Raw genomic sequence first — 21174 nt, forward strand, 5'->3', positions numbered from 1 at the left:
GTGTAGGACATACCCGGCAAAACGAAACCTATGACGCGAAAGCGAAGAGAGGATGAGAATCCAGACTTGCCGTTACCACACTCTTCCAGCTTGCCGGCAATTTGGCTTGCGCCATTTCTGCTTCGGCTCGGCTGGCGAAAGCGGCAAACACGCTTGCTCCAGATCCGGTCATTCGCGCCGGTGCGAGATTGGAAAACCACTCGAGCACCTTTGCAACTTCCGCGTACTTTCCTGCAACCACAGCCTGCATGTCGTTTCGACCGAAGCTGTCTGGCCAGTTTGTGTCTGACCTTTGCTGTGCAAGAAAGTCCATCATTGTGACGACTTTCGTATCCCGTGTCAAGCTTTTTTCGGAGAAAATCGCCGCGGTGGGGACGTGAGCATCAGGCGTTACTACGAGGAAGAAACGTTTCGGCAGATCGACTGCCTGGAGCGCCTCACCTACACCTTCTGCGAAAGCATTTTGCCCGAAGACAAAAAACGGCACGTCCGCGCCGAGTTGCAGGCCGAGATTCTGCAGAATCTCACGCGAAAGATCAACACCCCAGAGACGATTTAACGCTAAAAGAGTTGTCGCCGCGTCGGAACTGCCTCCGCCGAGGCCCGCGCCCATTGGCAAACGCTTGTCGATCTCGATCTCCGCGCCGAACTTCGTCCGCGTGTGCTGCTGGAGCAAACGTGCGGCCCGCACGACGAGATCGTGTTCTTCGGGCACGCCCGGCACGTCGGTCTTGCGCATGATGACGCCGTCGTCGCGACGCCTGAAGTGCAGATGGTCGCCCCAGTCGAGCAACTGGAAAACGGTCTGCAGCGAATGGTAGCCATCCGGACGGCGGCCCGTGATGTGAAGAAAAAGATTCAGCTTCGCGGGCGCGAGGCAGTCACGAAGCGTTTCGTTCGATGAGGACATGCGTGATGCTTTGAACCGAAAGCGGCTGAGTTATTGATCGAGCACGAGCTTGATGTCGAGCGGCGGTTCGCTGCGCGTGAGATTCACGCGCTTCACGCCGGTTCCCGGCGCGTCGGCATAGGCGAGATAGTCGATCGTCCATCCGTCCTGCTTGATTTCTTTCGGACGGCCGTTGTCCGCGCCCGGATCGAGCGTGGTCTGTGCACGCGAGCTAGGCGCGGCCGACGGCTGGAGCCAGTAGCGCAACCCTTCGACCGGCAGCGCGAAGCCGAGCGTGTTCTGCATGAGTTGAGATACGTTGTCGGCGCTGACGGGTTGCCGGTTCGGCAATTCGAGCGTCGCGAGCGACGGCGATGAAGTCACGATCGCCATCGTCTGGCCGAGCGGATTGCGCAACTGCAGCGTGACGGTGTCGCCCGTCTCCTGCCAGTCGAAATTGCCGTAGGCGTTGCGCGGCGTGCCGTTCTGGTCGTTGTACTGCACGGCGAAGCGTCCGTGATACATGCGGCTCGTCTGCGTCGCGAGCGACGTGGATGCGTTCGTCGTCGTGGGAACGCGCGGTTCCAGCGCGCAACCGGACATTACCAGCGCGGCGGCCGCCGCGATGCCGAGCGCGCCGCGTCGAAGCGATGCGCCGGCGAATGAATCGAATGCGATCAAAGGTCGTTCACCTGAAGTCGTTTCAGCGTTTTGACGAGCGTGTCGTTGTCAGGTTCGAGCTTCTGCGCTTGCCGCCATGTGGCGCGCGCCTGATCCTGCTGCCCTGACTTCCACTGCACCTCGCCCAGATGCGCGCCGATTTCGGCATTCGGCTGAAGGTTGTAGGCGTTCTTGAGGATCTTCTCCGCCTCGGCCGCATTGCCCTGACGGAAGCGCGCCCAGCCGAGACTATCCATGATGAACGCGTCGTTCGGGGCGAGCGAAACCGCTCGTTCGATCAGCTTCACCGCTTCGTCGAGCCGCTGATTGCGATCGACGAGCGAATAGCCGAGCGCGTTGTACGCTTGCGGGTTGTTCGGCTGCGTCCGCATCAAAGTGCGAAGCTGCGTTTCCATGACGTCGTAGTGACCGTTCTTCTCGGCGGCCATTGCGTAGTCGTACGTCAGATCGGGATCGTCGGGGAACGCGGCGACCGCCTTCGCGAGATTCGCCTCCGCTTCCTTGTAGCGATGCGCCTCGAAAAGAATCGCCGAATCAGTGCGTGCGAGCAGCGCCAGATCGCGCGGATCCGAGCTTTGCAGATTGCCGATCAGCGCGCGTGCATCGTCGACCTTGCCTTGCTTCGCGAGCAGTTGCGCGCGCGTGATCTGCGCAGGCAAATACTGCTGGCTCGTGCGCGGAATCTTGTCGAGCCACTGGCTCGCGGCGTCGTCGTTCTTTTGTTCCAGCGCCAGTTGCGCGAGATAGATATAGGCCTGACCAGGATCCGCGCCCGGCGTGTTTTCCGCCGCCTTCGCGTATTGGTTCAAGAAATCCTGCGCCTTGTCGAACTGCTTTTTCTGGATGTTGATGAGCGCGAGCGCCATCAACGGCGTCAGGTCCTTCGGGTCGTTCTTGCGCATGATCTCGAACTGCTTCTGCGCGTCGTCGAGCCTGTCGGCGGACAGATACAACTGCGCGAGCGCGAGCCGCGCGTCATGCGATTTCGGATTCTTGTCGACGTATTTCTCGAACGACGCGATGCCTTCCTTGCGCTCTTCCGGGCCCATGCGCGCAAGCGTCAGCGCGGCAGGCAGGTAGTCCGGCTTGAGTTGCAACGCCTTTTCGAGCGATGCCTTCGCGCCCGGCGGATCATCCGCGACGAGCTGCTGACGTGCGAGCGCGAGTTGCGCTTCGGGCCGGTTCTGATCGTTTTGCGTCAGGTCCTTGAGCACGTTCAGGCCACCGACACGATTCGGCCCGCGCGCGAGTAAGGTCTGAAGAGAAAGTATGGCGTCGCCGCGCTGGTCCGGCGCCACCTTCGCGAGTTCGCGTTCGAGCGTCGGCTTCGCGTCTTCGGGCTTGCCGCCGACGATTAGCAGCGATGCGCTCAACTGCGCCGCGCGATCGGAATGCGGCGCGAACTGCTGCCAGAGCTGCGCCGACGTGAGCGCGTCGTTCGGGCTTTGCGCGGCGATCGCGATTTCAGTCGCGCGCTGCGCGAAACGCGGATCGTGCGTGTCGCGGGCCAGCGCGAGATAGGTCTGGAATGCGGGCGCGGGCTGGCCGCGCTGCAATGCGACTTCGGCCGCCAGAACCTGGAACACGATCTGGCTCGACATTGTCACATTCGGCAGATCCTGTGTCTCCGCGCCGCTGACGGGCGCGGTCAGCAGATCGGCGGCGTTTTGCGCGTCGGCCTGATCGTCGGCGCTCGGAACGGGCGTGGCGTTCTGCGCCTGGGCGTGCGCGGGCGCGAACGCGAGCGCGGCCATCGCGAGCGCAACGGCGCCGGCGATTCGCGACATTGGCATGGCGAACGAATGCGTCGAACTGGACTGACGCTTCGCAAACAGCTTCATGACGAACGAGTTCATGGAAATCCAGACGATGTTTCAGTCGATTGTAACGCGGTCGCTAAAATACCGGCACAAACGCCAGAGCAAGTCTCTCTCCAGAAAAATGCCCGAACTGCCGGAAGTCGAAGTCACTCGCCGCGGAATCGAACCCTATGTCGCCGGACGGCGCGTCGAGCACGTCGACGTGCGTACGCCCGCGCTGCGCTGGCCCATCCCGAAGCATCTTCCGAAGACGCTCGGCCATCTGAAAATCGACAAAGTAGAGCGGCGCGGGAAGTATCTGCTGTTCGAAACCGTCGAAGGCTGGCTGATCGTCCATCTCGGCATGACCGGCACGCTGCGTGTGCTGCGGCATGTGCCGCAGCCGCCCGAGGCGGCGAAGCACGATCACGTCGATATCGTGTTCGACGATTTCATTCTCCGTTTTCGCGATCCGCGCCGATTCGGTGCGATTCTCTGGCATCCGCGCTCGGACGGCGACGTGCTCGATCATCCGCTGCTCGCGAGCCTCGGCGTCGAGCCGTTTTCGCCGGAGTTTTCGGGCGCGCTGCTGTTCCGCGAGACGCGCGGGCGCAAGGTGTCGGTGAAACAGGCGCTGCTCGCGGGCGGGATCGTGGTGGGCGTCGGCAATATCTATGCGTCGGAGAGCCTCTTTCGCGCGGGCATCCGGCCGACGACCGCCGCCGGGCGCATCTCTCTCGTGCGCTATGACCTGCTCGCGGACGCCGTGCGCGTGACGCTCGCCGCCGCCATCGACAAGGGCGGCAGCACGCTGCGCGATTTCGTCGGCAGCAACGGCGAGTCGGGCTACTTCCAGCTCGACTATTTCGTCTATGATCGCGCGGGCCTGCCGTGCCACGTCTGCGGCACGGCGATCAGGCAAATCGTCCAGGGACAGCGCTCGACGTACTTCTGCCCGCGCTGCCAACGCTAATATCCGATGCTCGCTCTCACCGATTTTTCGTCGCGCCTCATCGCGTGGCAACGCATTCACGGCCGTCACGACCTGCCGTGGCAGAACACGCGCGATGCTTACCGCATCTGGCTGTCGGAGATCATGCTGCAGCAGACGCAGGTTTCCACCGTCATTCCGTACTACGCGCGATTTCTCGAACGCTTTCCGACGGTATCGGCGCTCGCCGAGGCGCCCATCGACGACGTCATGGCGCTCTGGGCCGGGCTCGGTTACTACTCGCGCGCGCGCAATCTGCACCGCTGCGCGCAGGCCGTCGCGCACGAGCACGGTGGCGCGTTTCCGCAGACCGTCGACGAACTCGCGCTGCTGCCGGGCATCGGACGATCGACGGCAGCGGCGATCGCGTCGTTCGCGTTCGGCGCACGCGCGACGATCCTCGACGGCAATGTGAAGCGCGTGCTCGCGCGCGTATTCGGCGTCGAAGGTTTTCCGGGCGAGAAGAAAGTCGAGAAGGCGATGTGGACGCTCGCGGAATCGCTCTTGCCGGAAGCCGCGAACAACAACGATGTGACCGCTTACACGCAAGGCCTGATGGACCTCGGCGCGACGCTGTGCGTGCGCGGCAAGCCGGACTGCGCGCGCTGTCCGTTCGCATCGGATTGCGTGGCGAAGGTCGAAGGGCGTCAGCGCGAGTTGCCCGCCGCGCGCCCGAAGAAAGCCGTGCCGACGCGCAAGACATGGATGCTGGTCCTGAGGGACGGCGATTCGATCCTGCTGCAGAAGCGTCCGTCGATCGGAATATGGGGCGGATTGTGGAGCCTGCCCGAAGCGGCGGACGAAGCCGCGCTAGCGCAAGTCGCGCAGCGTCTCGGCGCCGATGAACATCTGCAGCGACTCGCGCCGATGTCGCACGCATTCACGCACTTCAAGCTGGATATCGAGCCGCGGCTCGGCGAGGCGCGCCAGGCGCCGCGCGACTTGATGGACCTCGAAACCGTCTGGGCGTCGCTCGCGAAGATCGACGCCTATGGCGTGCCCGCGCCAGTGCGCAAGCTGCTCGACGCGCTGACAGGCACGCTCCTTTAAAGCAGTTGATGATGCTGCATGTAGTGATGCACGACGTCGATGCGCGCGCCGGCGTCCATCAACTCCATGAGCTTCTGGCGTGCGCGCATCGGGATCGGCAGGATTTCGGCGAGGCGGTTGGAGACCCAGGTGGGATCGTCGTATAGAAAGGGCTCGACGAAGGGCAGATTCTGCGGCTCGCGTTCCTTGATCGTGTCGATGATGCGCTCCAGCACTTCTGCGCACGCGCCGAATTTCGCGAGCGCCTCGGCGCCCTGCAGCGGCTGATCTTCACCCAGCAACTCGGCCGTGCCGACGATCAGATTGCTCGGCTCGACACGATGATCGGTGAGCCGGAAACGATCGGTTCCGCGTGCCTGCACGAGCAGGAGACCGAAGGTATCGACATCGCATTCCGCGATTTCAGCCAGGCAGCCGATGCTTTCCGGCACCGACGGATCGCCCGGCGAGGCGACTTCGTGCCCGCTCTTGAGCAGGCACACGCCGAACGGCGTCTGCTCGCGCAGACACTCGCGCGCCATGTCCAGATAGCGTGCCTCGAATATCTTGAGCGGCAGCAGGCCGCCGGGAAAAAGCACGGTGTGAAGCGGAAACAGCGGCAAGTCGGCCAGAACAGGATTCGCGGACATCGCGTCCCTCCAGGATGGACCGCCGGCGCGGCGATCAGGTTCGCGTGTGGATCGCGCTACCCGGCGGGGATGGGCGCGTCACGATGCCGCACGATCACATTTGCCGTCTCGCAAAAGCGCGCGGCGAGCGCCTCCGCGATGAACACCGAGCGATGCTGGCCGCCCGTGCAGCCGATCGCGACAGTGAGATAGCTGCGGTTGTCGTCGCGAAAACGCGGCAGCCATTTGCCGACGAACGCGCCGATATCGTCGATCATCTCGCCGACCAGCGGCTGCGCGGTGAGGAAATCGATGATCGGTTTGTCGAGGCCCGTGAACGGGCGCAATTCGCGGTCGTAGTACGGATTGGGCAGCGTCCGGACGTCGAAGACGAGATCGGCGTCGAGCGGCACGCCGCGCTTGAAGCCGAACGATTCGAACATCAGCGTGAGGTCGGCGGCGTCGGTTTCGACGAAGCGCTTGACCCACGCGCGCAGAACGTTCGCGCGCAAATTGCTCGTGTCGATCTGATGGCCGTATTCCGCGAGGCCCGCGACCAGTTCGCGCTCGCGTTCGATCGCTTCGGCGAGCGAGTTCAGCACGCCGACATCGGCTTCGCGCATCGGCGGGCCCGACAGCGGATGACGCCGGCGCGTCTCGGAGAAACGCTGGATCAGCGACTGCGTGCTCGCGTTGAGGAACAGCACGCGCAGATCGAAGTCCTTCGAGAGCTTGTCGATGATGGACGGCACTTCATCGAGCGAGAGACTCGAACGCGCGTCGATCGCGACGGCGAGGCGCGTCTGGCCTTCTTTCGCGAGATAGTCGGCGAGTTCGGGCAGAAAGCGCGGCGGCAGGTTGTCGACGCAATAGTAGCCGCCGTCTTCAAGCGCGTTCAGCGCAACGGACTTGCCGGAACCGGAGATGCCGGTGATCAGGATGATACGCATGGGTCTCGGGAAATTCGCTTTTCCTAAGCTTAGCACCTGCGCCCGATTCGTTTCGGCGCGCGCTCAGATCAGCTTGCCGGGAAACTGGCTGTCGGGATCCTGCATCGCAAGGCGTTGGCGATCCATGAAGTCGCGCAAGGTATCGATGCCGCGCAGTTGCAGAATCGTGTTGCGCACCGCGGCCTCGACCAGCACGGCGAGGTTGCGGCCCGCGGCGACCTGAATCGTCACCTTGCTGATCGGCAGGCCGAGCACGTCGACGGTCTGGCTTTCCAGCGGCAGGCGCTGGAATTCGCCGTCCGGCCGGCGCACGAGTTGCACGATCAGCTTGAGCTTCATCTTCCGGCGCACGGCGGTTTCACCGAAGATCGTCTTGATGTCGAGCAGTCCGAGGCCTCGCACTTCGAGCAGATTTTGCAGCAGCGGCGGACAGCGGCCTTCGACGAAATCGGGGCCGAGGCGCACGAAATCGACGGCGTCGTCGGCGACGAGTCCGTGGCCGCGGCTGATGAGCTCCAGACCGAGCTCGCTCTTGCCGAGACCGGAGTCGCCGGTGAGCAGCACGCCCATCCCGAGGATGTCGATGAACACGCCGTGCAGCGTCGCGCGCGGCGCGAGAATGCGCGACATGTACGCGCGCAGGCTGTCGATAACGGCCGCCGCCGACATGCGCGTCGTGAAGAGCGGCGTCGACGAGCGCGTGCAGCGCAGAACGAGCTCCGGCGGCGCGCCCACTTCGCCCGCGACGACTAGAAACGGCGGCTCGAGCGCGATCAGCTCGGCCATGTGGCGCGAGCGGTCTTCGTCGGACTGGCGCTGGTAGTAGTTGATCTCGGCGTCGCCGAGCACCTGGATACGGTTCGGGTGAATCAGGTTCAGGTGACCGACGAGGTCGGCGCTCGACGTCGCGTTGGCGACCGTCTCGCTCGAAAAGCCGCGTTCCCAGCCTTCATGCCCGGTGAGCCAGCTGAGCTTAAGAGCGGCGGCGTTGTCGTCGAAAATGCTTTGGGCGTTGATGCTGGACGTATCCATGAGACCGGAACTCCGTTGGAAGCCGGGAGCAGCCTTTGCGTCACGACGAAGCGGGTCGCTTCGATACGCTGCATGGCGCTGCGTTTGACCGATTGTGCCCCAGAAGCCTTGCGTAAGCGAGGCGCGCCCGGCGCGGAGGCGGCACGGACGCGCAACGCTATGTTCGGGTGGCTATTACGGTTGCCATTGCGTGAGCACCTGATAGAGCGCGTCACGATCTTCTTCCTTGTGCAGACGCTCGCGCGCCTCGGTGTCGGAGAGCAGTTGGGCGATCTCCGACAGAATTTCAAGATGCTGCTGCGTCGCCTGTTCGGGCACAAGCAGGAAGATGAGCAGAGAGACCGGCTGGCCGTCGGGCGATTCGAACGCGACGGGTTCGGCGAGACGCACGAAGGCGGCGAGCGGTTGCTTCAGCCCCTTGATGCGGCCGTGCGGAATGGCGACGCCTTCGCCGAGGCCGGTCGAGCCGAGGCGCTCACGCGCGAAGAGATTGTCGGTGACGGTGCTGCGAGCGATGCCGTTCTGGTTCTCGAAAATCAGGCCCGCTTGCTCGAATACGCGTTTCTTGCTGGTAACGGACAGTCCGAGAACCACGTTCTCGATGGGAAGAAATTTGGCTAAACGATTCATGTTGGCAGGCGAAAGCGTGGCCTGATAGCTCCTCATCGTGGCCGCTGTCTGAAAGCGCTCACGGCGATGGTGAAACGGAAAGTGCGCTGGCGGCGTTGCCTGCAGCGTGCCTGTCGTGCGACCCCGAAAATTACCGGACCATTATAGAACAGGGCACCGCCCGATGGTGCGCCGCGCAATGGCACGGTTTTCAATTCAATGTGCAGGACAAAGCCCTGAAAATCAATGGCTTGTATCACCTAGCGGCAGAAATCCAACAAAAAAGCCGCCAGTCGGGGCGGCTTCGGTTCGGTGCATGCGCCGATCCATCGTTTCCGGATATTCGAGGACTCCCTCCAATCAGCCCCGCCGTCCTGTGGCGGCGGGTTTTGCTGTCATCCGGCGATCAGACTTCGTGCATGCCGTGCTTCATGCTCACGGCGACGGCGCTTCCATCTCATGCGACTCGCCGCGGTACTTCACGGATTCATGGGCGTGGCCCTGGATCTTGTCCTTGTGCTTGATGACCTGCCGATCCAGCTTGTCGACCATCAGGTCGATGGCCGCGTACATATCAGCGTCACAACTCTCGATGAAAATGTCCTTGCCCTTCAGGTGCAGGTTGATTTCCGCCTTCTGCCTCTTTTCCTTTTCCCTATGATTGTCGACCGAGAGGACCACGTTGCCGTCGATCACTTGATCGAAATGACGGAGCACCCTGTCCAGTTTCGTGATCACATACTCGCGCAACGCAGGCGTCAATTCGAGGTGGTGTCCACTGATCTTCAGATTCATAGTTGCTCTCCAAGCTAATGGCCGCTAGGCCACGTCGGCTCGTCCGATACCGGTCGGCAATGTGTCCCGCCGGCGCGTCATCCTGGCGCGCTTGACAAACGGGGCGCATCGGCCGGCACGTCCGCGCTTTCGCGTTGCGGCCGGTAAACGCCCATCGCAACACGCGATGGACTACAGAGACGGGTCATAGAGACTTGCGCAGATTCACTGCCGGGATCTTGAGGGCTTCGCGGTACTTGGCTACGGTGCGCCGCGCTACCACGAATCCTTGTTCCGCCAGCAGTTCGGCGATGCGGCTGTCTGAAAGAGGAGTTTTGGGGTCTTCCGCTCCTATCAGTTGCTTGATGAGGGCCCGGATCGCCGTTGACGATGCCGCGCCTCCTGTGTCGGTCGAAACGTGCGATCCAAAGAAGTACTTAAATTCAAGCGTCCCGAATGGGGTGAGCATGTACTTGCCCGTGGTCACACGAGAAACCGTCGACTCGTGTAAACCCAGCGTATCAGCAATCTCCCGCAAAACCAAGGGGCGCATGGCGATTTCGCCATGTGCAAAAAAGTTCTTCTGACGCTCGACAATTGCCTGCGCGACACGCAGGATCGTCTCAAACCTCTGCTGAATGTTCTTGATGAGCCAGCGCGCTTCCTGAAGCTGCTGACGCAACGAACCGCTGCCCGGATCGCCGCGGTTGTTCCGCAGGATGTTCGCGTACAAATGGTTGATGCGCAGCTTCGGCACGATCTCCGGGTTGAGTTCAGCCGTCCAGCCGCCCGACGTCTTGCGCACGAGAATGTCCGGAACGACGTAGTCTGCTTCGCTCTTGCCATACGCCGCGCCCGGAAACGGCTCCAGCGACTTGATCAGCAAATGTGCGTCCCGGAGGGCGTCGTCGCTTGCCTTCAACTGTTTGCGCAGGCGCGTGAAGTCGCGCGCGGCGAGCAATTCCAGATGATTCGTGACGATCTCGAGCGCCAGCGTGCGCGTTGGCGAGCCATCGAGCCGCAGCAACTGCAGTTTCAAGCATTCCGATGCCGAGCGTCCGCCCACGCCGGGCGGATCGAAACTCTGCAGCAACGCGAGTGCCGCGCTCAGTTCGTCGAGATCGACTTCGAGTTCTTCGGGAAGATCGGTTTGGACTTCGTCGAGCGATGCCGTGAGATACCCGTCCTCGTCCAGCGACTCGATCAGAAACGTGACGAGCGCCCGATCGCGCTGATTCGCCGCGGTCATGCGCAACTGCGCCGTCAGATGGTCGCGCAGCGTCGTGGTCGATTCGTGGATTTGCAGCGGCGGCAGATCGTCGTCGTCGGAAGCGTTGTTAGAACGGCCGTAGTCTTCCAGATTCCATGAACTCGAGTCCTGACCGCTGTCCGAGCCCAGGCCGTTGTACTCGTCGACGCCTTGCGGCTCGCTGTTTTCCGAACGCTCGGAACTGGAACTGCTCGACGTGGAGCCGTTGCTCATCATCGAATCGGGCGGCGCGCTCGATGTGGCCGGCGCCGCGATCAGCGAACCGTCCGCGGCGACGCGCAAAGGGCTCGCAATCCAGTCGTCGTCGTTCTCGAGCAGCGGATTCTGAGCGATGGCCATCGCGACTTCCTGCTGCAGTTCGAGCGTCGACAACTGCAGCAGCCGGATCGACTGCTGAAGTTGCGGGGTCAGCGCAAGATGCTGCGAGAGGCGGAGTTGGAGGCTGGCTTTCATGGCAAAGTTTTAATCATTGTAGAGAGTTTGCCACGCGCGCGAAACCTCGCGGGGATTCCAAAAAAGCGCATGCCGCCCACGGGGGCGGCACGTAAGTTTTGCAACTTTCGCATGATGCGGCGCACTATCAATGCGGCCTTTGCGACGGTGCGCTCACATGCGGAAATGCTCGCCGAGATAGACGCGGCGCACGCTTTCGTTCTCGATGATTTCGCTCGGCGCGCCCGCCGCGAGCACGGTGCCGTCGCTGATGATGTACGCGTGATCGCAGATGCCGAGCGTCTCGCGCACGTTATGGTCGGTAATCAAAACGCCGATGTTGCGCTGCTTCAGAAACTTCACGATTTTCTGGATTTCCAGCACCGCGATCGGATCGACGCCAGCGAAGGGTTCGTCGAGCAGGATGAAGCTCGGGTTGGTCGCGAGCGCCCGCGCGATCTCGACGCGACGGCGCTCTCCGCCCGACAGCGACAGCGCCGGATTCTCGCGAAGATGCGCGATCTGCAACTCGTCGAGCAAGGCTTCGGCGCGCTGTGTTATGGCGTCTTTTGACAGGCGTTTGCCCGACGCATCGGTTTGCAGTTCCAGCACCGCGCGGATGTTCTGCTCGACAGTGAGCTTGCGAAACACCGATGCTTCCTGCGGCAGATACGACAGGCCGAGGTGCGCGCGCTGGTGGATGGGCAGAAGGCTGATCGAGTTGCCGTCGAGATCGATTTCGCCGGCATCGAGCGGCACGAGGCCGACGATCATATAGAACGACGTGGTCTTGCCCGCGCCGTTAGGGCCGAGCAACCCGACCACTTCGCCGCTCTTCACATCGAGCGACACGTCCTTCACCACGGTGCGCGAGCCGTAACGCTTCTTCAGATTGCGGACGACGAGCGAACTCGACTCGCCTTCCGGCTTACGGTGGGGCATGGCGGGCGAATTCACTGCTGCGGCGTTCCTTGAATGGTATTCGACGGAGAAAGCGTGGCAGGCGAACCGTTCAGCGGCGCGGCGCCGCCTGAACGCGGCGCGAGCATCGCGCGCACGCGGCCGCTCGGATTGCCGGGTCCGGCCTGGTCCTTGCCCGCGCTCGCCGTGTAGAAGTCCTTCTGGCCGTCATAGGTGATCACGCTGCCGTGCACTTCGTCCTGCACGGTCGTCAGGCCTTGCAGGCGGCGCACGACGGCGCGCGTCGTGAGCTTCGTGAAGTCGTTCTTGCCGTCGTAATCGATTCGCACCGCGTTGCCGTCGATGTACTCGTTCAGACCGTCACGCTTCTGGCGGAAATACGAGAGATTGTTGCCGGTAGACGTGCCGGTCGCGTACTGATAACCCTGCGGGTCTTGCGTCACCTCGACGCGGTCGGCCTTGATCACGATCGTGCCTTTCGTCGCGACTACGTGACCGGTGAAGATGTTCTTCTGATTGAGATCGTCGTACGACATGTTGTCCGCTTCGATGTTGAGCGGCTTGTCGCGGTCGGCCTTTTCGGCGTGCGCCGGCAGCGCGGCCAGCGCGACCGCGATGGTCAGGGCGGCAGCGAGCCCGGCCCGCACGGCGTGCGTGGCACGGCGCGCGAGCATTGCGCGCGCAGGGCCGCCATCGGGACGAGGGAACCTTTCGTTCATGCAGTCACAATTCGGATGGGAGTGCCGGGATTACTTGGACGAACCGCCGTTGATATCCGTGGCTGCGATCGCGCCGCGCACGTTACCGAACAGCTTCATCACCCGGGTCACGTTGTTGTAGTTCATGCCAGAGGCCGTCATCACCGACGGGCCGCGCTGAAGTCTAACCGGTTTTTCCGTTTCGATGACATCGTCGTTCACCAGCACGCGAAAATGCTGGGAATCCGCCTGCATCTGCGGATCTCCGTAACCGGCCGCGCGCACGATGCGCGCGTCGTCGTAGAGATCGACGATCGAGACGTCGCCATTGACCGTGCCGCGCTGGGCCGTCGCCGTGACGGTCGGCTTCATCGGCTGGAACATTCGCATCGCGGGCAGCGTGAGCTCGCTGATCTCGTCGTCTTCGTAATGCACCATCGACTTCGCCGTCAGACGATATTGCGTCGTGCCGGTGGCGTCGAGTTCGGAAACCGAAAAGTTGTTGGCGAAGTAGTCGGGCGTGTGGCGCTTCTCGGGCGCGGGCGCCTGCTGTGCTGGAGGCAGCGTGGCCTGCAGCAGCCAGTAGGTGATGCCGGCCAGCGCCGCCACCGCGAGAAGCGGCAGGAGCGAGGCGAGCTTTCCGGGGCGCGGCATGGCCTCAGCCTCCGAGCGCTGCGGCGAGCAGTTCGTCGTAGCGATGTTGCGCGCGCAGGATCGCGTCGCAGACTTCGCGCACGGCGCCGTGGCCGCCGCGCGCTTCCGCGACCCAGTGCACGCGCTGAGTTACTTCGGGATGCGCGTTCGCGGGCGCGGCCGCAAAGCCGCAGCGGCGCATCACCGCGAGATCCGGCCAGTCGTCGCCCATGTAGCCGCATTCGTCGGCCGGGATGCCGGTGGCTTCGAGAAGTTCGGCGAGCGCGACGGTTTTATCGCCGACGCCCTGATAGAGATGCGTGATGCCCAGCTCGCGCGCGCGCGCCGCGACGATGCCCGATTGCCGTCCCGTGATGATCGCCGTCTGCACGCCGACCGACTGCAGCATCTTCACGCCGTGGCCGTCGAGCGAATTGAACGACTTCATCGCGTCGCCTTCGGCGGTGAAATAGAGACTGCCGTCGGTGAAAACGCCGTCGACGTCGAACACCATCAGCTTCAGACGGCTCGCGCGTTCGGCGGCGGTGAGAGGCTTCTGCGCCATCAGATTACCTTCTTGGAGAAGAGGTCGTGCATGTTCAGTGCGCCGATCAGCGTCGCATCGGCGTCCACGACCAGCATCTGATTGATGCGAAAGCGCTCCATCAGTTCCACGGCTTCGACCGCGAGATGATCCGGCGCAATCGTGCGCGGATTACGGGTCATGACATCGGCGAGTTTCAACGCGCGGAAATCGCCGTCGCGCTGCAGGATGCGGCGCAGGTCGCCATCGGTGAAAATGCCGTGGACGTGACGATTTTCGTCGATGACCGCGGTCATGCCCATGCGCTTGTCGGTGATCTGGAAGAGCGCGTCCGCAACGGTTGCGTCGAGCGAAACGACCGGCACTTCGTCGCCTACGCGCATCACGTCGCGCACATAGGTGAGCAGGCGCCGCCCGAGCGCGCCGCCCGGATGCGAGCGCGCGAAGTCGTCGGGACCGAAGCCGCGCGCGTCGAGCACGGCTACGGCGAGCGCATCGCCGAGCGCCATGGCGGCGGTCGTGCTGGCCGTCGGCGCGAGATTCATCGGACACGCTTCCTTTTCGACGCGTGCATTCAGATGCATGTCCGCCAGTTGCGCGAGACTCGATTCGGGACGGCCGGTGATCGCGATCAGCTTTGCCCCAAGCCGCTTGATGAGCGGCAGAATGGCGACGAGCTCCTCGGTTTCGCCCGAGTTCGACAGCGCGATGAAGATGTCGTCGGCGGTGACCATGCCGAGGTCGCCGTGGCTCGCTTCGGCCGGATGCACGAAGAACGCCGGCGTGCCGGTGGAGGCGAGCGTCGCGGCGAACTTGCGCGCGACGTGGCCCGACTTGCCGATGCCCGAGACGACCACGCGGCCGCGGCAGCCGAGCAGCGTTTCGACCGCGTTCGTGAAGTTGTCGTCGAGGAGTTCGGAGAGCCCGCGAACGGCGTCGGCTTCGATCTGAATTACGTTGCGAGCCAGCGCCAGCGCCCGGTCGCCATTGATTTTCGCTATCATGCGCGGAGTATAGCAAAGGCGATTCCGGGCCGCCCCCTACGGAGTCCGGTGCGCCGCCGTCTATCCGCCCCCGCAAGCCCTGTCGTCAGGGGCCTTTTTAAGATGCCGGAGCGCCCGATTCACGCGCCTCGGAACGCTGACGAACGAGGACGCTAGTCGGATGCCGATTTCTCCGCTCGAAATGACGCTGTTGCTGCTGCTCTGCTCCGTGGCAGGCGTCGTCGTATTTCGCTATTTCAACCTGCCGCCGATGCTCGGCTATTTGACGGTCGGCATCATCGTCGGGCCGCACGCGGCGGGCATCGCGCCGGACACCGACCGCGCGCAGCATCTCGCCGAATTTGGCGTCGTGTTCCTGATGTTCTCCATCGGGCTCGAGTTTTCGCTCTCGAAGCTGCGCTCGATGCGGCGCATCGTGTTCGGACTTGGCGCGAGCCAGGTCGGCGCGACCATCGCGCTCGCGATGATCTTCGGCTGGATCGCCAATTTCTGGATCGGCATGTCGTGGCAGGCGAGCTTCGCGCTCGGCGGCGCGATGTCCATGTCCTCGACCGCCATCGTCAGCAAGCTGCTCGCCGAGCGGCTCGAGCTCGAATCCGAGCACGGCCGCAACATCTTCGGCGTGCTGCTGTTTCAGGATCTGGCGGTCGTGCCGCTGCTCATCATCATCGCGGCGTTCGGCAACGGCCAGTCGTCGCAGCTCGCGATGTGGCTCGGCATCGCCGCGGTGAAAATCGTCATCGCGTTGACGGTGCTGCTTTTCATCGGCCAGAAGTTCATGACGCGCTGGTTCGACCTCGTCGCGCGGCGCCGCTCGCAAGAGCTGTTCATGCTGAACCTGCTGCTCGTGACGCTGGGCGCGGCGTTCATCACCGACAAGTTCGGTCTGTCGCTTGCGCTCGGCGCGTTCATCGCGGGCATGCTGATCGCGGAGACGCCGTATCGGCATCAGGTGGAAGAGGACATCAAGCCTTTCCGCGACGTGCTGCTCGGTCTGTTCTTCGTGACGACCGGCATGCTGCTGAATCCGCGCGTGATCTGGGAGCATCCGTTTCTCGTGCTCGGCTTTTTCGTCGTGCCGATCCTGCTCAAGGCGGTGATGATCACCGGTCTCGCGCGCGCGTTCGGTGCGACGCCGGGCGTCGCGATGCGTACGGGCCTCGGTCTCGCGCAGGCGGGCGAGTTCGGCTTCGTGCTGCTGAATCTGATTCTGGATTCGCATCTCGTCGATTCCACGATCCTGCAAGCCATTCTTTCCGCGATGCTGCTCTCGATGCTCGCCGCCCCGTTCATCATCCAGAACGCAGACCGGATCGTGCTGCGGCTCTCGTCGACGGAATGGATGCTGCAATCGCTGCAAATGACGAAAATCGCGACGCAGAGCCTGAAGCAGAGCGGCCACGTCATCATCTGCGGATACGGCCGCGCCGGACAGAACCTTGCGCGCATGCTGGAGCAAGAGGGCATTTCGTATGTCGCGCTCGATCTCGACCCGGATCGCGTGGCGGCGGCAGCGGCGGCGGGCGAATCGGTCGTGTTCGGCGATGCCGGGCGGCGCGAGTCGCTGCTCGCGGCGGGCCTGCATCGCGCGGCGACGGTCGCGATCACGTACGCGAACACGCCGTCCGCGATGCGCGTGCTGCACAACATCCACGAACTCGCGCCGACTTTGCCGGTGATCGTGCGCACCGTCGACGACGCCGATCTCGAAAAGCTCACCGCGGCGGGCGCGACGGAAGTGATTCCGGAGATCGTCGAGGGCAGCCTGATGCTCGCATCGCACACGCTCGTCCTGATGGGCGTGCCGATGCGCCGCGTCGTGCGGCGCGTCGAGGAAATGCGCGATGCGCGCTACAGCCTGCTGCGCGGCTATTTCCACGGCGCCGACGACGTCGACGACGACGATGGCCACGAGCAGGTCCGGCTACAATCCGTACCCATCGACGCAAATTCCGAAGCCGTCGGGCATTCGCTCGACGATCTCGGACTCGTCGGCAACGGTGTCGAAGTGACCGCGATCCGGCGCCACGGCATCCGGGGCGTCGCACCGGACCCCGAAACCAAGCTGCGCGCGAACGATATCGTCGTGCTGCGCGGCCTGCCCGAAGTGCTGGCGCAAGCCGAGGAACGGCTCTCGCGCAATCGCCGGGCAGCCTAGCTTCCCTCTTTTGTCACCAAGGCGAACGCGCGGCCTCACGGCGCGGACTCCGGAGAAGTCATGTCCATTACCCCCTCGCACGCCCAGCTCGACGCCGCGCGTTTCATCAAGGAGCGCGTGCGCACCGTCGATAACTGGCCGCAGCCCGGCGTGCAGTTCCGCGATATCACGACCATCCTGCAAGACCGCAAGGCGCTGCGCATGCTGATCGACCTGTTCGTGCAGCGCTATATCGACGAAAACGTGAACGTGATCGCCGGCATGGACGCGCGCGGCTTCATCATCGGGCCGATTCTCGCGTACGAGCTGAGCCTCGGTTTCGTGCCGATCCGCAAGAAGGGCAAGCTGCCGTACAAGACGCTCGAACAGTCGTACGAGCTGGAATACGGCCGCGCGACCGTCGAGATTCACGAGGATGCGTGCAAGCCGGGCGACCGCGTCGTGATCGTCGACGATCTGGTCGCGACCGGCGGCACCATGATGGCCGGCAAGATCCTGCTGGAGCGGCTCGGCGCGCAAGTAGTCGAGGCGGCGGCGATCATCGATCTGCCGGATCTCGGCGGCTCGAAACTGCTGCGCGAAAATGGCGTGCCGCTTTATACCGTGTGCGAATTCGCCGGACATTGACATGCCCAACTTTCTGCTCTTTCTCGCGGCTTCCGTCGCGATCACCGTCGCGCCGGGGCCGGACAATCTTCAGGTGCTCGCGCGCGGCATTTCGCAAGGACGGCTCGCGGGCGTGGTCGCGGCGTGCGGGTTCGCATTCGGCGTGATCTTCCATACGACGCTCGCGGCGCTCGGAGTTGCAGCACTGCTGCGTTCGTCGCCGATGGCGTTTCAGGCGGTGAAACTGGCGGGCGCGGCGTATCTCGTGTGGATCGGCATCAAGGCGCTGCGCAGCCACGGCCTCGCGACCGCGCACGCGCGCCCGAGCCAGCCGCTTACGACCGTGTTCCGCCAGAGCGTGATCGGCAACATGTTGAATCCGAAAGTGACGCTGTTCTTCATCGTGTTCCTGCCGCAGTTCGTCGATCCGCACGGCGCGCAAAGCGTGATGCTGCAGATGTTCGAACTCGGCGCGCTCTTCATGCTGCAGACGGTCGTCGTGTTTTCGCTTTTCGGCATCGGCGCGGGAATGATCGGCGCGTGGCTGAAGCGCCGTCCGCGCGTGGGCGTGTGGCTCGACCGGCTCGCGGGTGTCACGTTCATCGCGCTCGGCATTCGCGTCGCGCTCAAGGACTGAGATATGCCGCTCGCTTCGATCGTTGCCGCACGCCGCTTCGACGCCGCCGCGCACCTACCGTTCTTTATCGGCGATGAACGCGTCGGCTGGATTCGCCGATCCGACGTCGACGCGCTGCGCCGCTGGCCGGACGTCTTCGTGATCGACGCCGCTTCGGTTCGCCTGCACGCAGCGCTCGCCGATGTGAACGCGCGCAGCGCCGCGCTTGGCGCGGTCATCGGCGCGCTTTTCGCCGAAGGCAAGATTCCCGGTTGGCGCGACGAAACCTACGCGATCCGCAACGGCTTCGACGCCGCGCCGCTCGCGTTCATCGAGCGTGCGGCGTCGCGCTTCTTCGGCACGATGACCTACGCGGTGCATCTGAACGGCATCGTAAAATACCGGGATAAGGCGCCGCAGTTGTGGATCGCGCGCCGCAGCGACACCAAGGCGACCGATCCCGGCATGCTCGACAACGTCGTCGCGGGCGGCATCGGCTGGGGTTTCGCACTCATGCCGACGCTCGTGAAGGAATGCTGGGAAGAGGCGGGCATGAGCGCCGAACTCGCTTCGACGGCGACGCCCGGCCGCACGTTTCATGTGCTTCAGTCGCTTCCGGAAGGCACGCAGGCCGAGCAGATCTTCGTGTACGACGTCTCCCTGCCGCCCGATTTCGCGCCGCACAATCAGGACGGCGAAGTCGGCGAGCATCGCCTTGCGCGCATCGAGGACGTCGCGCGCTGGATCGAAGAGGGCAAGCTCACCGTCGATGCGAGTCTCGCGACGCTCGATTGCATGCTGCGTCATCAGTGGATCGACGAAGACGCGTGCGAAGGCATCGACGCGCTGTTCGAAGCGCCGCAAATTTGAAAGAACCGAACGAGGAAAGGTCATGTCGACCGAACATAGTTTTTATCTGAAGTTGTCGTGCCCGGACCGGCCGGGAATCGTGCATGCCGTGTCGGGCTTCCTGTTCAATCTCGGCGCCAATATCCTCGATTCCGCGCAGTTCGGCGACAGCCGCACCGGCGAGTTCTTCATGCGCGTGCATTTCCAGCAAGTCGGCGGCGATCCGGGCCTCGACGCGCTGCGCAAGTCGTTCAGCGATCTCGCCGATGAATTCGGCATGCGCTGGGAACTGCACGACGCATCGGTCAAGCCGCGCGTCGTCATCATGGTGTCGAAGATTGGCCATTGCCTGAACGATCTGCTGTTCCGCTATCGCACCGGGCAATTGCAGATCGAGATTCCGGCGATCATCTCGAATCACAAGGATTTTTATCAGCTCGCGGCGAGCTATGACATCCCGTTCCATCATCTTCCGCTGCTCAACGCGACGTCCGAAGCGAAGGCCGCGCAGGAAGCGCGCGTGATGGAAATCGTCGATCAGCACGACACCGATCTCGTCGTGCTCGCGCGCTACATGCAGATTCTGTCGCCGGATTTGTGCGCGAAGCTGTCGGGACGCGCGATCAACATTCATCACTCGTTCCTGCCGAGCTTCAAGGGCGCGAAGCCGTACTATCAGGCGTTCGATCGCGGCGTGAAGCTGATCGGCGCGACCGCGCACTACGTCACGTCCGATCTCGACGAAGGCCCGATCATCGAGCAGGAAGTGGAGCGCGTCGATCACAACATGACGCCGGATCAACTGACGGCGATCGGCCGCGACGTCGAATGCGTGACGCTCGCGCGCGCGGTGAAGTGGCATGCCGAGCATCGCATTCTGCTCAACGGACACAAGACGGTCGTGTTCCGCTAGATCGCGCTTTCGGAAAGACAAAGCCCGCCGGTTCAGGCGGGCTTTTTTACGCTCAAACGAGCCGCAGATAAATCAGCTCGCGCTTGATATATCCGTAGAAAATCGGCGCGGCGATGACGCCGGGAATGCCGAACGCGGCTTCCATTGCGAGCATCGCGAGTAGCAGTTCCCACGCGCGCGCCTCGATCTGCCCGCCGATGATGCGCGCGTTCAGGAAGTATTCGAGCTTGTGGATCAGGATCAGGAACGCGAGCGACGCGACCGCCGTGCCGAACGACACCGACAGCGAAATGCCGACGATGATCGTGTTCGAAATGAGATTGCCGATCACCGGCAGCAGCCCGACGATGAACGTGACGAGCACGAGCGTTTTCGAAAGCGGCAGCCGTTCGTGAAAGAGCGGCAGTGCGACGAGAAGATACAGCGCGGTGAAGACTGCGTTGATCGCTGAAATCTTGATTTGCGCGAACACGATGCGGCGGAAGGCATCGGAGAAGCGCGACACGCGCGCGACGAGCGCGGTGGACAGCGGCAGCCGATGGTGCGTCGCCCGCGGCGCGCTCACCGCGATAATCGCGCCGACGATCATGCCGATTACGATATGACCGAAGCCGCGCGCCATCTCCTTGCCGCCTTGCTGGAGCATCTCGGCGTGCTTGTGCATCAGCTCGGTGGCTTTGTCCTTCATCTGCACGGTGTCCACGGGCAGGTAATTCGCGAACCAGTCGGGCACGGACAGCCGCGCGCTCGACGTGATGCTCATCAGCTGATCGAGCAATTTCTGGACGCTCGGGAAGTCGCGCTCGAAATGTTCGATGGTGGCGATGGTCGCGCCCGTCAGCCCGCCGACGATGATCGCCGAAATCAGCCCGACCGCGATGAGACGCGCGCCCCGGCTGACCACATGCCGCTCGATCAGCGGCGCGATCATGTGCGTAAGCTGAAAAACCAGCATGCCGGCGAGCAGGCCGCCGAGCAATTGCAGCCTGAGCGTGAGATACAGCGCCAGCAGCGCAAGGACGTAGCTGCCGATCTCCACCGCCGACAGCTTCGGCAAGCTCATGTCGCTCGTCAGCCTGACGTGGCGCGTGGGCAGGTCCCGTACACGCGCTTCCTCGTTGGCCGCTTCGTTGCGCTTCGCCATGAC

22 protein-coding genes are annotated in these 21174 nt (G+C 63.3%); 7 read left to right on the top strand and 15 right to left on the bottom strand.

Annotated features, from left to right (window positions below; translation table 11 throughout):
* Positions 1 to 28: 28 nt before the first annotated feature.
* Genes ispE through NCT05_RS02365 form a run of 3 tightly spaced genes read right to left on the bottom strand, consistent with a single transcriptional unit; the run spans position 29 to position 3426 of the window.
* Positions 29 to 910, bottom strand: a complete 882-nt coding sequence (gene ispE, locus NCT05_RS02355; RefSeq protein ID WP_034470535.1) for a 4-(cytidine 5'-diphospho)-2-C-methyl-D-erythritol kinase — start codon at positions 908 to 910, stop codon at positions 29 to 31.
* A gap of 30 nt (positions 911 to 940) precedes the next feature.
* Entirely contained in the window at positions 941 to 1570 is a 630-nt protein-coding gene (gene lolB / locus NCT05_RS02360) for a lipoprotein insertase outer membrane protein LolB (protein ID WP_008351698.1), read from the bottom strand.
* A complete protein-coding gene (locus tag NCT05_RS02365) occupies positions 1567 to 3426 on the bottom strand; it encodes a tetratricopeptide repeat protein (RefSeq protein WP_175979773.1) in 1860 nt (619 codons plus the stop codon). The genes lolB and NCT05_RS02365 overlap by 4 nt, the downstream gene beginning before the upstream one ends.
* Before the next feature lie 85 nt (positions 3427 to 3511).
* Between NCT05_RS02365 and mutM the strand changes: the two genes are divergently transcribed.
* Positions 3512 to 4342: a bifunctional DNA-formamidopyrimidine glycosylase/DNA-(apurinic or apyrimidinic site) lyase gene (gene mutM, locus NCT05_RS02370; RefSeq protein ID WP_250456616.1), complete on the top strand. Its 831-nt coding sequence runs from the start codon at positions 3512 to 3514 to the stop codon at positions 4340 to 4342.
* Positions 4343 to 4348: 6 nt separating this feature from the next.
* Positions 4349 to 5410: an A/G-specific adenine glycosylase gene (gene mutY / locus NCT05_RS02375; protein ID WP_250501692.1), complete on the top strand. Its 1062-nt coding sequence runs from the start codon at positions 4349 to 4351 to the stop codon at positions 5408 to 5410.
* Here mutY and NCT05_RS02380 read toward each other — a convergent pair.
* The 11 genes from NCT05_RS02380 to kdsD form a co-directional block, all read right to left on the bottom strand.
* The gene (locus NCT05_RS02380) at positions 5407 to 6039 is read right to left on the bottom strand and encodes an LON peptidase substrate-binding domain-containing protein (RefSeq protein ID WP_008351694.1); all 633 of its coding nucleotides are present in this window, start codon (positions 6037 to 6039) and stop codon (positions 5407 to 5409) included. The two genes, mutY and NCT05_RS02380, sit on opposite strands and share 4 nt — an antisense overlap.
* A 56-nt stretch (positions 6040 to 6095) precedes the next feature.
* A complete protein-coding gene (gene rapZ / locus NCT05_RS02385) occupies positions 6096 to 6968 on the bottom strand; it encodes an RNase adapter RapZ (RefSeq protein WP_008351693.1) in 873 nt (290 codons plus the stop codon).
* A 63-nt stretch (positions 6969 to 7031) separates the two neighbouring features.
* Positions 7032 to 8000, bottom strand: a complete 969-nt coding sequence (gene hprK, locus NCT05_RS02390) for an HPr(Ser) kinase/phosphatase (protein ID WP_008351692.1) — start codon at positions 7998 to 8000, stop codon at positions 7032 to 7034.
* Positions 8001 to 8174: 174 nt separating this feature from the next.
* On the bottom strand, positions 8175 to 8630 hold the full coding sequence (gene ptsN / locus NCT05_RS02395; RefSeq protein WP_008351691.1) for a PTS IIA-like nitrogen regulatory protein PtsN: 456 nt from the start codon (positions 8628 to 8630) through the stop codon (positions 8175 to 8177).
* Between the two features lie 414 nt (positions 8631 to 9044).
* Positions 9045 to 9404: a ribosome hibernation-promoting factor, HPF/YfiA family gene (gene hpf, locus NCT05_RS02400; protein WP_008351690.1), complete on the bottom strand. Its 360-nt coding sequence runs from the start codon at positions 9402 to 9404 to the stop codon at positions 9045 to 9047.
* Positions 9405 to 9588: 184 nt separating this feature from the next.
* The gene (locus NCT05_RS02405; protein ID WP_034470542.1) at positions 9589 to 11106 is read right to left on the bottom strand and encodes an RNA polymerase factor sigma-54; all 1518 of its coding nucleotides are present in this window, start codon (positions 11104 to 11106) and stop codon (positions 9589 to 9591) included.
* Positions 11107 to 11259: 153 nt separating this feature from the next.
* Entirely contained in the window at positions 11260 to 12027 is a 768-nt protein-coding gene (lptB, locus tag NCT05_RS02410; protein WP_085955336.1) for an LPS export ABC transporter ATP-binding protein, read from the bottom strand.
* 11 nt (positions 12028 to 12038) lie between these two features.
* On the bottom strand, positions 12039 to 12725 hold the full coding sequence (lptA, locus tag NCT05_RS02415) for a lipopolysaccharide transport periplasmic protein LptA (RefSeq protein WP_033536543.1): 687 nt from the start codon (positions 12723 to 12725) through the stop codon (positions 12039 to 12041).
* Positions 12726 to 12755: 30 nt separating this feature from the next.
* On the bottom strand, positions 12756 to 13358 hold the full coding sequence (lptC, locus tag NCT05_RS02420; protein WP_008351682.1) for an LPS export ABC transporter periplasmic protein LptC: 603 nt from the start codon (positions 13356 to 13358) through the stop codon (positions 12756 to 12758).
* Between the two features lie 4 nt (positions 13359 to 13362).
* The gene (locus tag NCT05_RS02425; RefSeq protein WP_175979774.1) at positions 13363 to 13902 is read right to left on the bottom strand and encodes a KdsC family phosphatase; all 540 of its coding nucleotides are present in this window, start codon (positions 13900 to 13902) and stop codon (positions 13363 to 13365) included.
* Positions 13902 to 14885 carry an arabinose 5-phosphate isomerase KdsD gene (kdsD, locus tag NCT05_RS02430; RefSeq protein WP_008351678.1) on the bottom strand — a complete coding sequence of 328 codons (984 nt, stop codon included), beginning with the start codon at positions 14883 to 14885 and terminating at the stop codon, positions 13902 to 13904. Before kdsD ends, NCT05_RS02425 begins: the two co-directional genes overlap by 1 nt.
* Before the next feature lie 160 nt (positions 14886 to 15045).
* On the opposite strand from kdsD, the gene NCT05_RS02435 reads away from it, so the two are divergent.
* The 5 genes from NCT05_RS02435 to purU are packed head-to-tail and all read left to right on the top strand — an operon-like array spanning position 15046 to position 20027.
* Entirely contained in the window at positions 15046 to 17043 is a 1998-nt protein-coding gene (locus NCT05_RS02435; RefSeq protein WP_008351676.1) for a monovalent cation:proton antiporter family protein, read from the top strand.
* A 60-nt stretch (positions 17044 to 17103) separates the two neighbouring features.
* On the top strand, positions 17104 to 17670 hold the full coding sequence (locus NCT05_RS02440; protein ID WP_008351675.1) for an adenine phosphoribosyltransferase: 567 nt from the start codon (positions 17104 to 17106) through the stop codon (positions 17668 to 17670).
* A 1-nt stretch (position 17671) separates the two neighbouring features.
* Positions 17672 to 18286: a LysE family translocator gene (locus NCT05_RS02445; protein WP_008351673.1), complete on the top strand. Its 615-nt coding sequence runs from the start codon at positions 17672 to 17674 to the stop codon at positions 18284 to 18286.
* Positions 18287 to 18289: 3 nt separating this feature from the next.
* On the top strand, positions 18290 to 19135 hold the full coding sequence (locus NCT05_RS02450; RefSeq protein WP_008351671.1) for an NUDIX hydrolase: 846 nt from the start codon (positions 18290 to 18292) through the stop codon (positions 19133 to 19135).
* A 22-nt stretch (positions 19136 to 19157) separates the two neighbouring features.
* On the top strand, positions 19158 to 20027 hold the full coding sequence (gene purU / locus NCT05_RS02455; protein ID WP_008351670.1) for a formyltetrahydrofolate deformylase: 870 nt from the start codon (positions 19158 to 19160) through the stop codon (positions 20025 to 20027).
* Between the two features lie 52 nt (positions 20028 to 20079).
* Here purU and NCT05_RS02460 read toward each other — a convergent pair whose 3' ends face one another.
* Positions 20080 to 21171, bottom strand: a complete 1092-nt coding sequence (locus NCT05_RS02460; protein WP_250501693.1) for an AI-2E family transporter — start codon at positions 21169 to 21171, stop codon at positions 20080 to 20082.
* Positions 21172 to 21174 lie beyond the last annotated feature (3 nt).

The organism is Caballeronia sp. AZ7_KS35, from assembly GCF_023631045.1.
Taxonomy (GTDB): domain Bacteria; phylum Pseudomonadota; class Gammaproteobacteria; order Burkholderiales; family Burkholderiaceae; genus Caballeronia; species Caballeronia zhejiangensis.

What these genes read in the sequence shown, in the direction of transcription:
- NCT05_RS02380 (WP_008351694.1), bottom strand. Translation starts at nt 6,039, where the DNA reads ATGTCCGCGAATCCTGTTCTGGCCGACTTGCCGCTGTTTCCGCTTCAC.
- NCT05_RS02450 (WP_008351671.1), top strand. Translation starts at nt 18,290, where the DNA reads ATGCCGCTCGCTTCGATCGTTGCCGCACGCCGCTTCGACGCCGCCGCG.
- ispE (WP_034470535.1), bottom strand. Translation starts at nt 910, where the DNA reads ATGTCCTCATCGAACGAAACGCTTCGTGACTGCCTCGCGCCCGCGAAG.
- lptC (WP_008351682.1), bottom strand. Translation starts at nt 13,358, where the DNA reads ATGCCGCGCCCCGGAAAGCTCGCCTCGCTCCTGCCGCTTCTCGCGGTG.
- mutY (WP_250501692.1), top strand. Translation starts at nt 4,349, where the DNA reads ATGCTCGCTCTCACCGATTTTTCGTCGCGCCTCATCGCGTGGCAACGC.
- hprK (WP_008351692.1), bottom strand. Translation starts at nt 8,000, where the DNA reads ATGGATACGTCCAGCATCAACGCCCAAAGCATTTTCGACGACAACGCC.
- ptsN (WP_008351691.1), bottom strand. Translation starts at nt 8,630, where the DNA reads ATGAATCGTTTAGCCAAATTTCTTCCCATCGAGAACGTGGTTCTCGGA.
- NCT05_RS02435 (WP_008351676.1), top strand. Translation starts at nt 15,046, where the DNA reads ATGCCGATTTCTCCGCTCGAAATGACGCTGTTGCTGCTGCTCTGCTCC.
- rapZ (WP_008351693.1), bottom strand. Translation starts at nt 6,968, where the DNA reads ATGCGTATCATCCTGATCACCGGCATCTCCGGTTCCGGCAAGTCCGTT.
- kdsD (WP_008351678.1), bottom strand. Translation starts at nt 14,885, where the DNA reads ATGATAGCGAAAATCAATGGCGACCGGGCGCTGGCGCTGGCTCGCAAC.
- lptA (WP_033536543.1), bottom strand. Translation starts at nt 12,725, where the DNA reads ATGAACGAAAGGTTCCCTCGTCCCGATGGCGGCCCTGCGCGCGCAATG.
- NCT05_RS02405 (WP_034470542.1), bottom strand. Translation starts at nt 11,106, where the DNA reads ATGAAAGCCAGCCTCCAACTCCGCCTCTCGCAGCATCTTGCGCTGACC.
- lptB (WP_085955336.1), bottom strand. Translation starts at nt 12,027, where the DNA reads ATGCCCCACCGTAAGCCGGAAGGCGAGTCGAGTTCGCTCGTCGTCCGC.
- mutM (WP_250456616.1), top strand. Translation starts at nt 3,512, where the DNA reads ATGCCCGAACTGCCGGAAGTCGAAGTCACTCGCCGCGGAATCGAACCC.
- purU (WP_008351670.1), top strand. Translation starts at nt 19,158, where the DNA reads ATGTCGACCGAACATAGTTTTTATCTGAAGTTGTCGTGCCCGGACCGG.
- hpf (WP_008351690.1), bottom strand. Translation starts at nt 9,404, where the DNA reads ATGAATCTGAAGATCAGTGGACACCACCTCGAATTGACGCCTGCGTTG.
- NCT05_RS02425 (WP_175979774.1), bottom strand. Translation starts at nt 13,902, where the DNA reads ATGGCGCAGAAGCCTCTCACCGCCGCCGAACGCGCGAGCCGTCTGAAG.
- NCT05_RS02445 (WP_008351673.1), top strand. Translation starts at nt 17,672, where the DNA reads ATGCCCAACTTTCTGCTCTTTCTCGCGGCTTCCGTCGCGATCACCGTC.
- NCT05_RS02440 (WP_008351675.1), top strand. Translation starts at nt 17,104, where the DNA reads ATGTCCATTACCCCCTCGCACGCCCAGCTCGACGCCGCGCGTTTCATC.
- NCT05_RS02365 (WP_175979773.1), bottom strand. Translation starts at nt 3,426, where the DNA reads ATGAACTCGTTCGTCATGAAGCTGTTTGCGAAGCGTCAGTCCAGTTCG.
- NCT05_RS02460 (WP_250501693.1), bottom strand. Translation starts at nt 21,171, where the DNA reads ATGGCGAAGCGCAACGAAGCGGCCAACGAGGAAGCGCGTGTACGGGAC.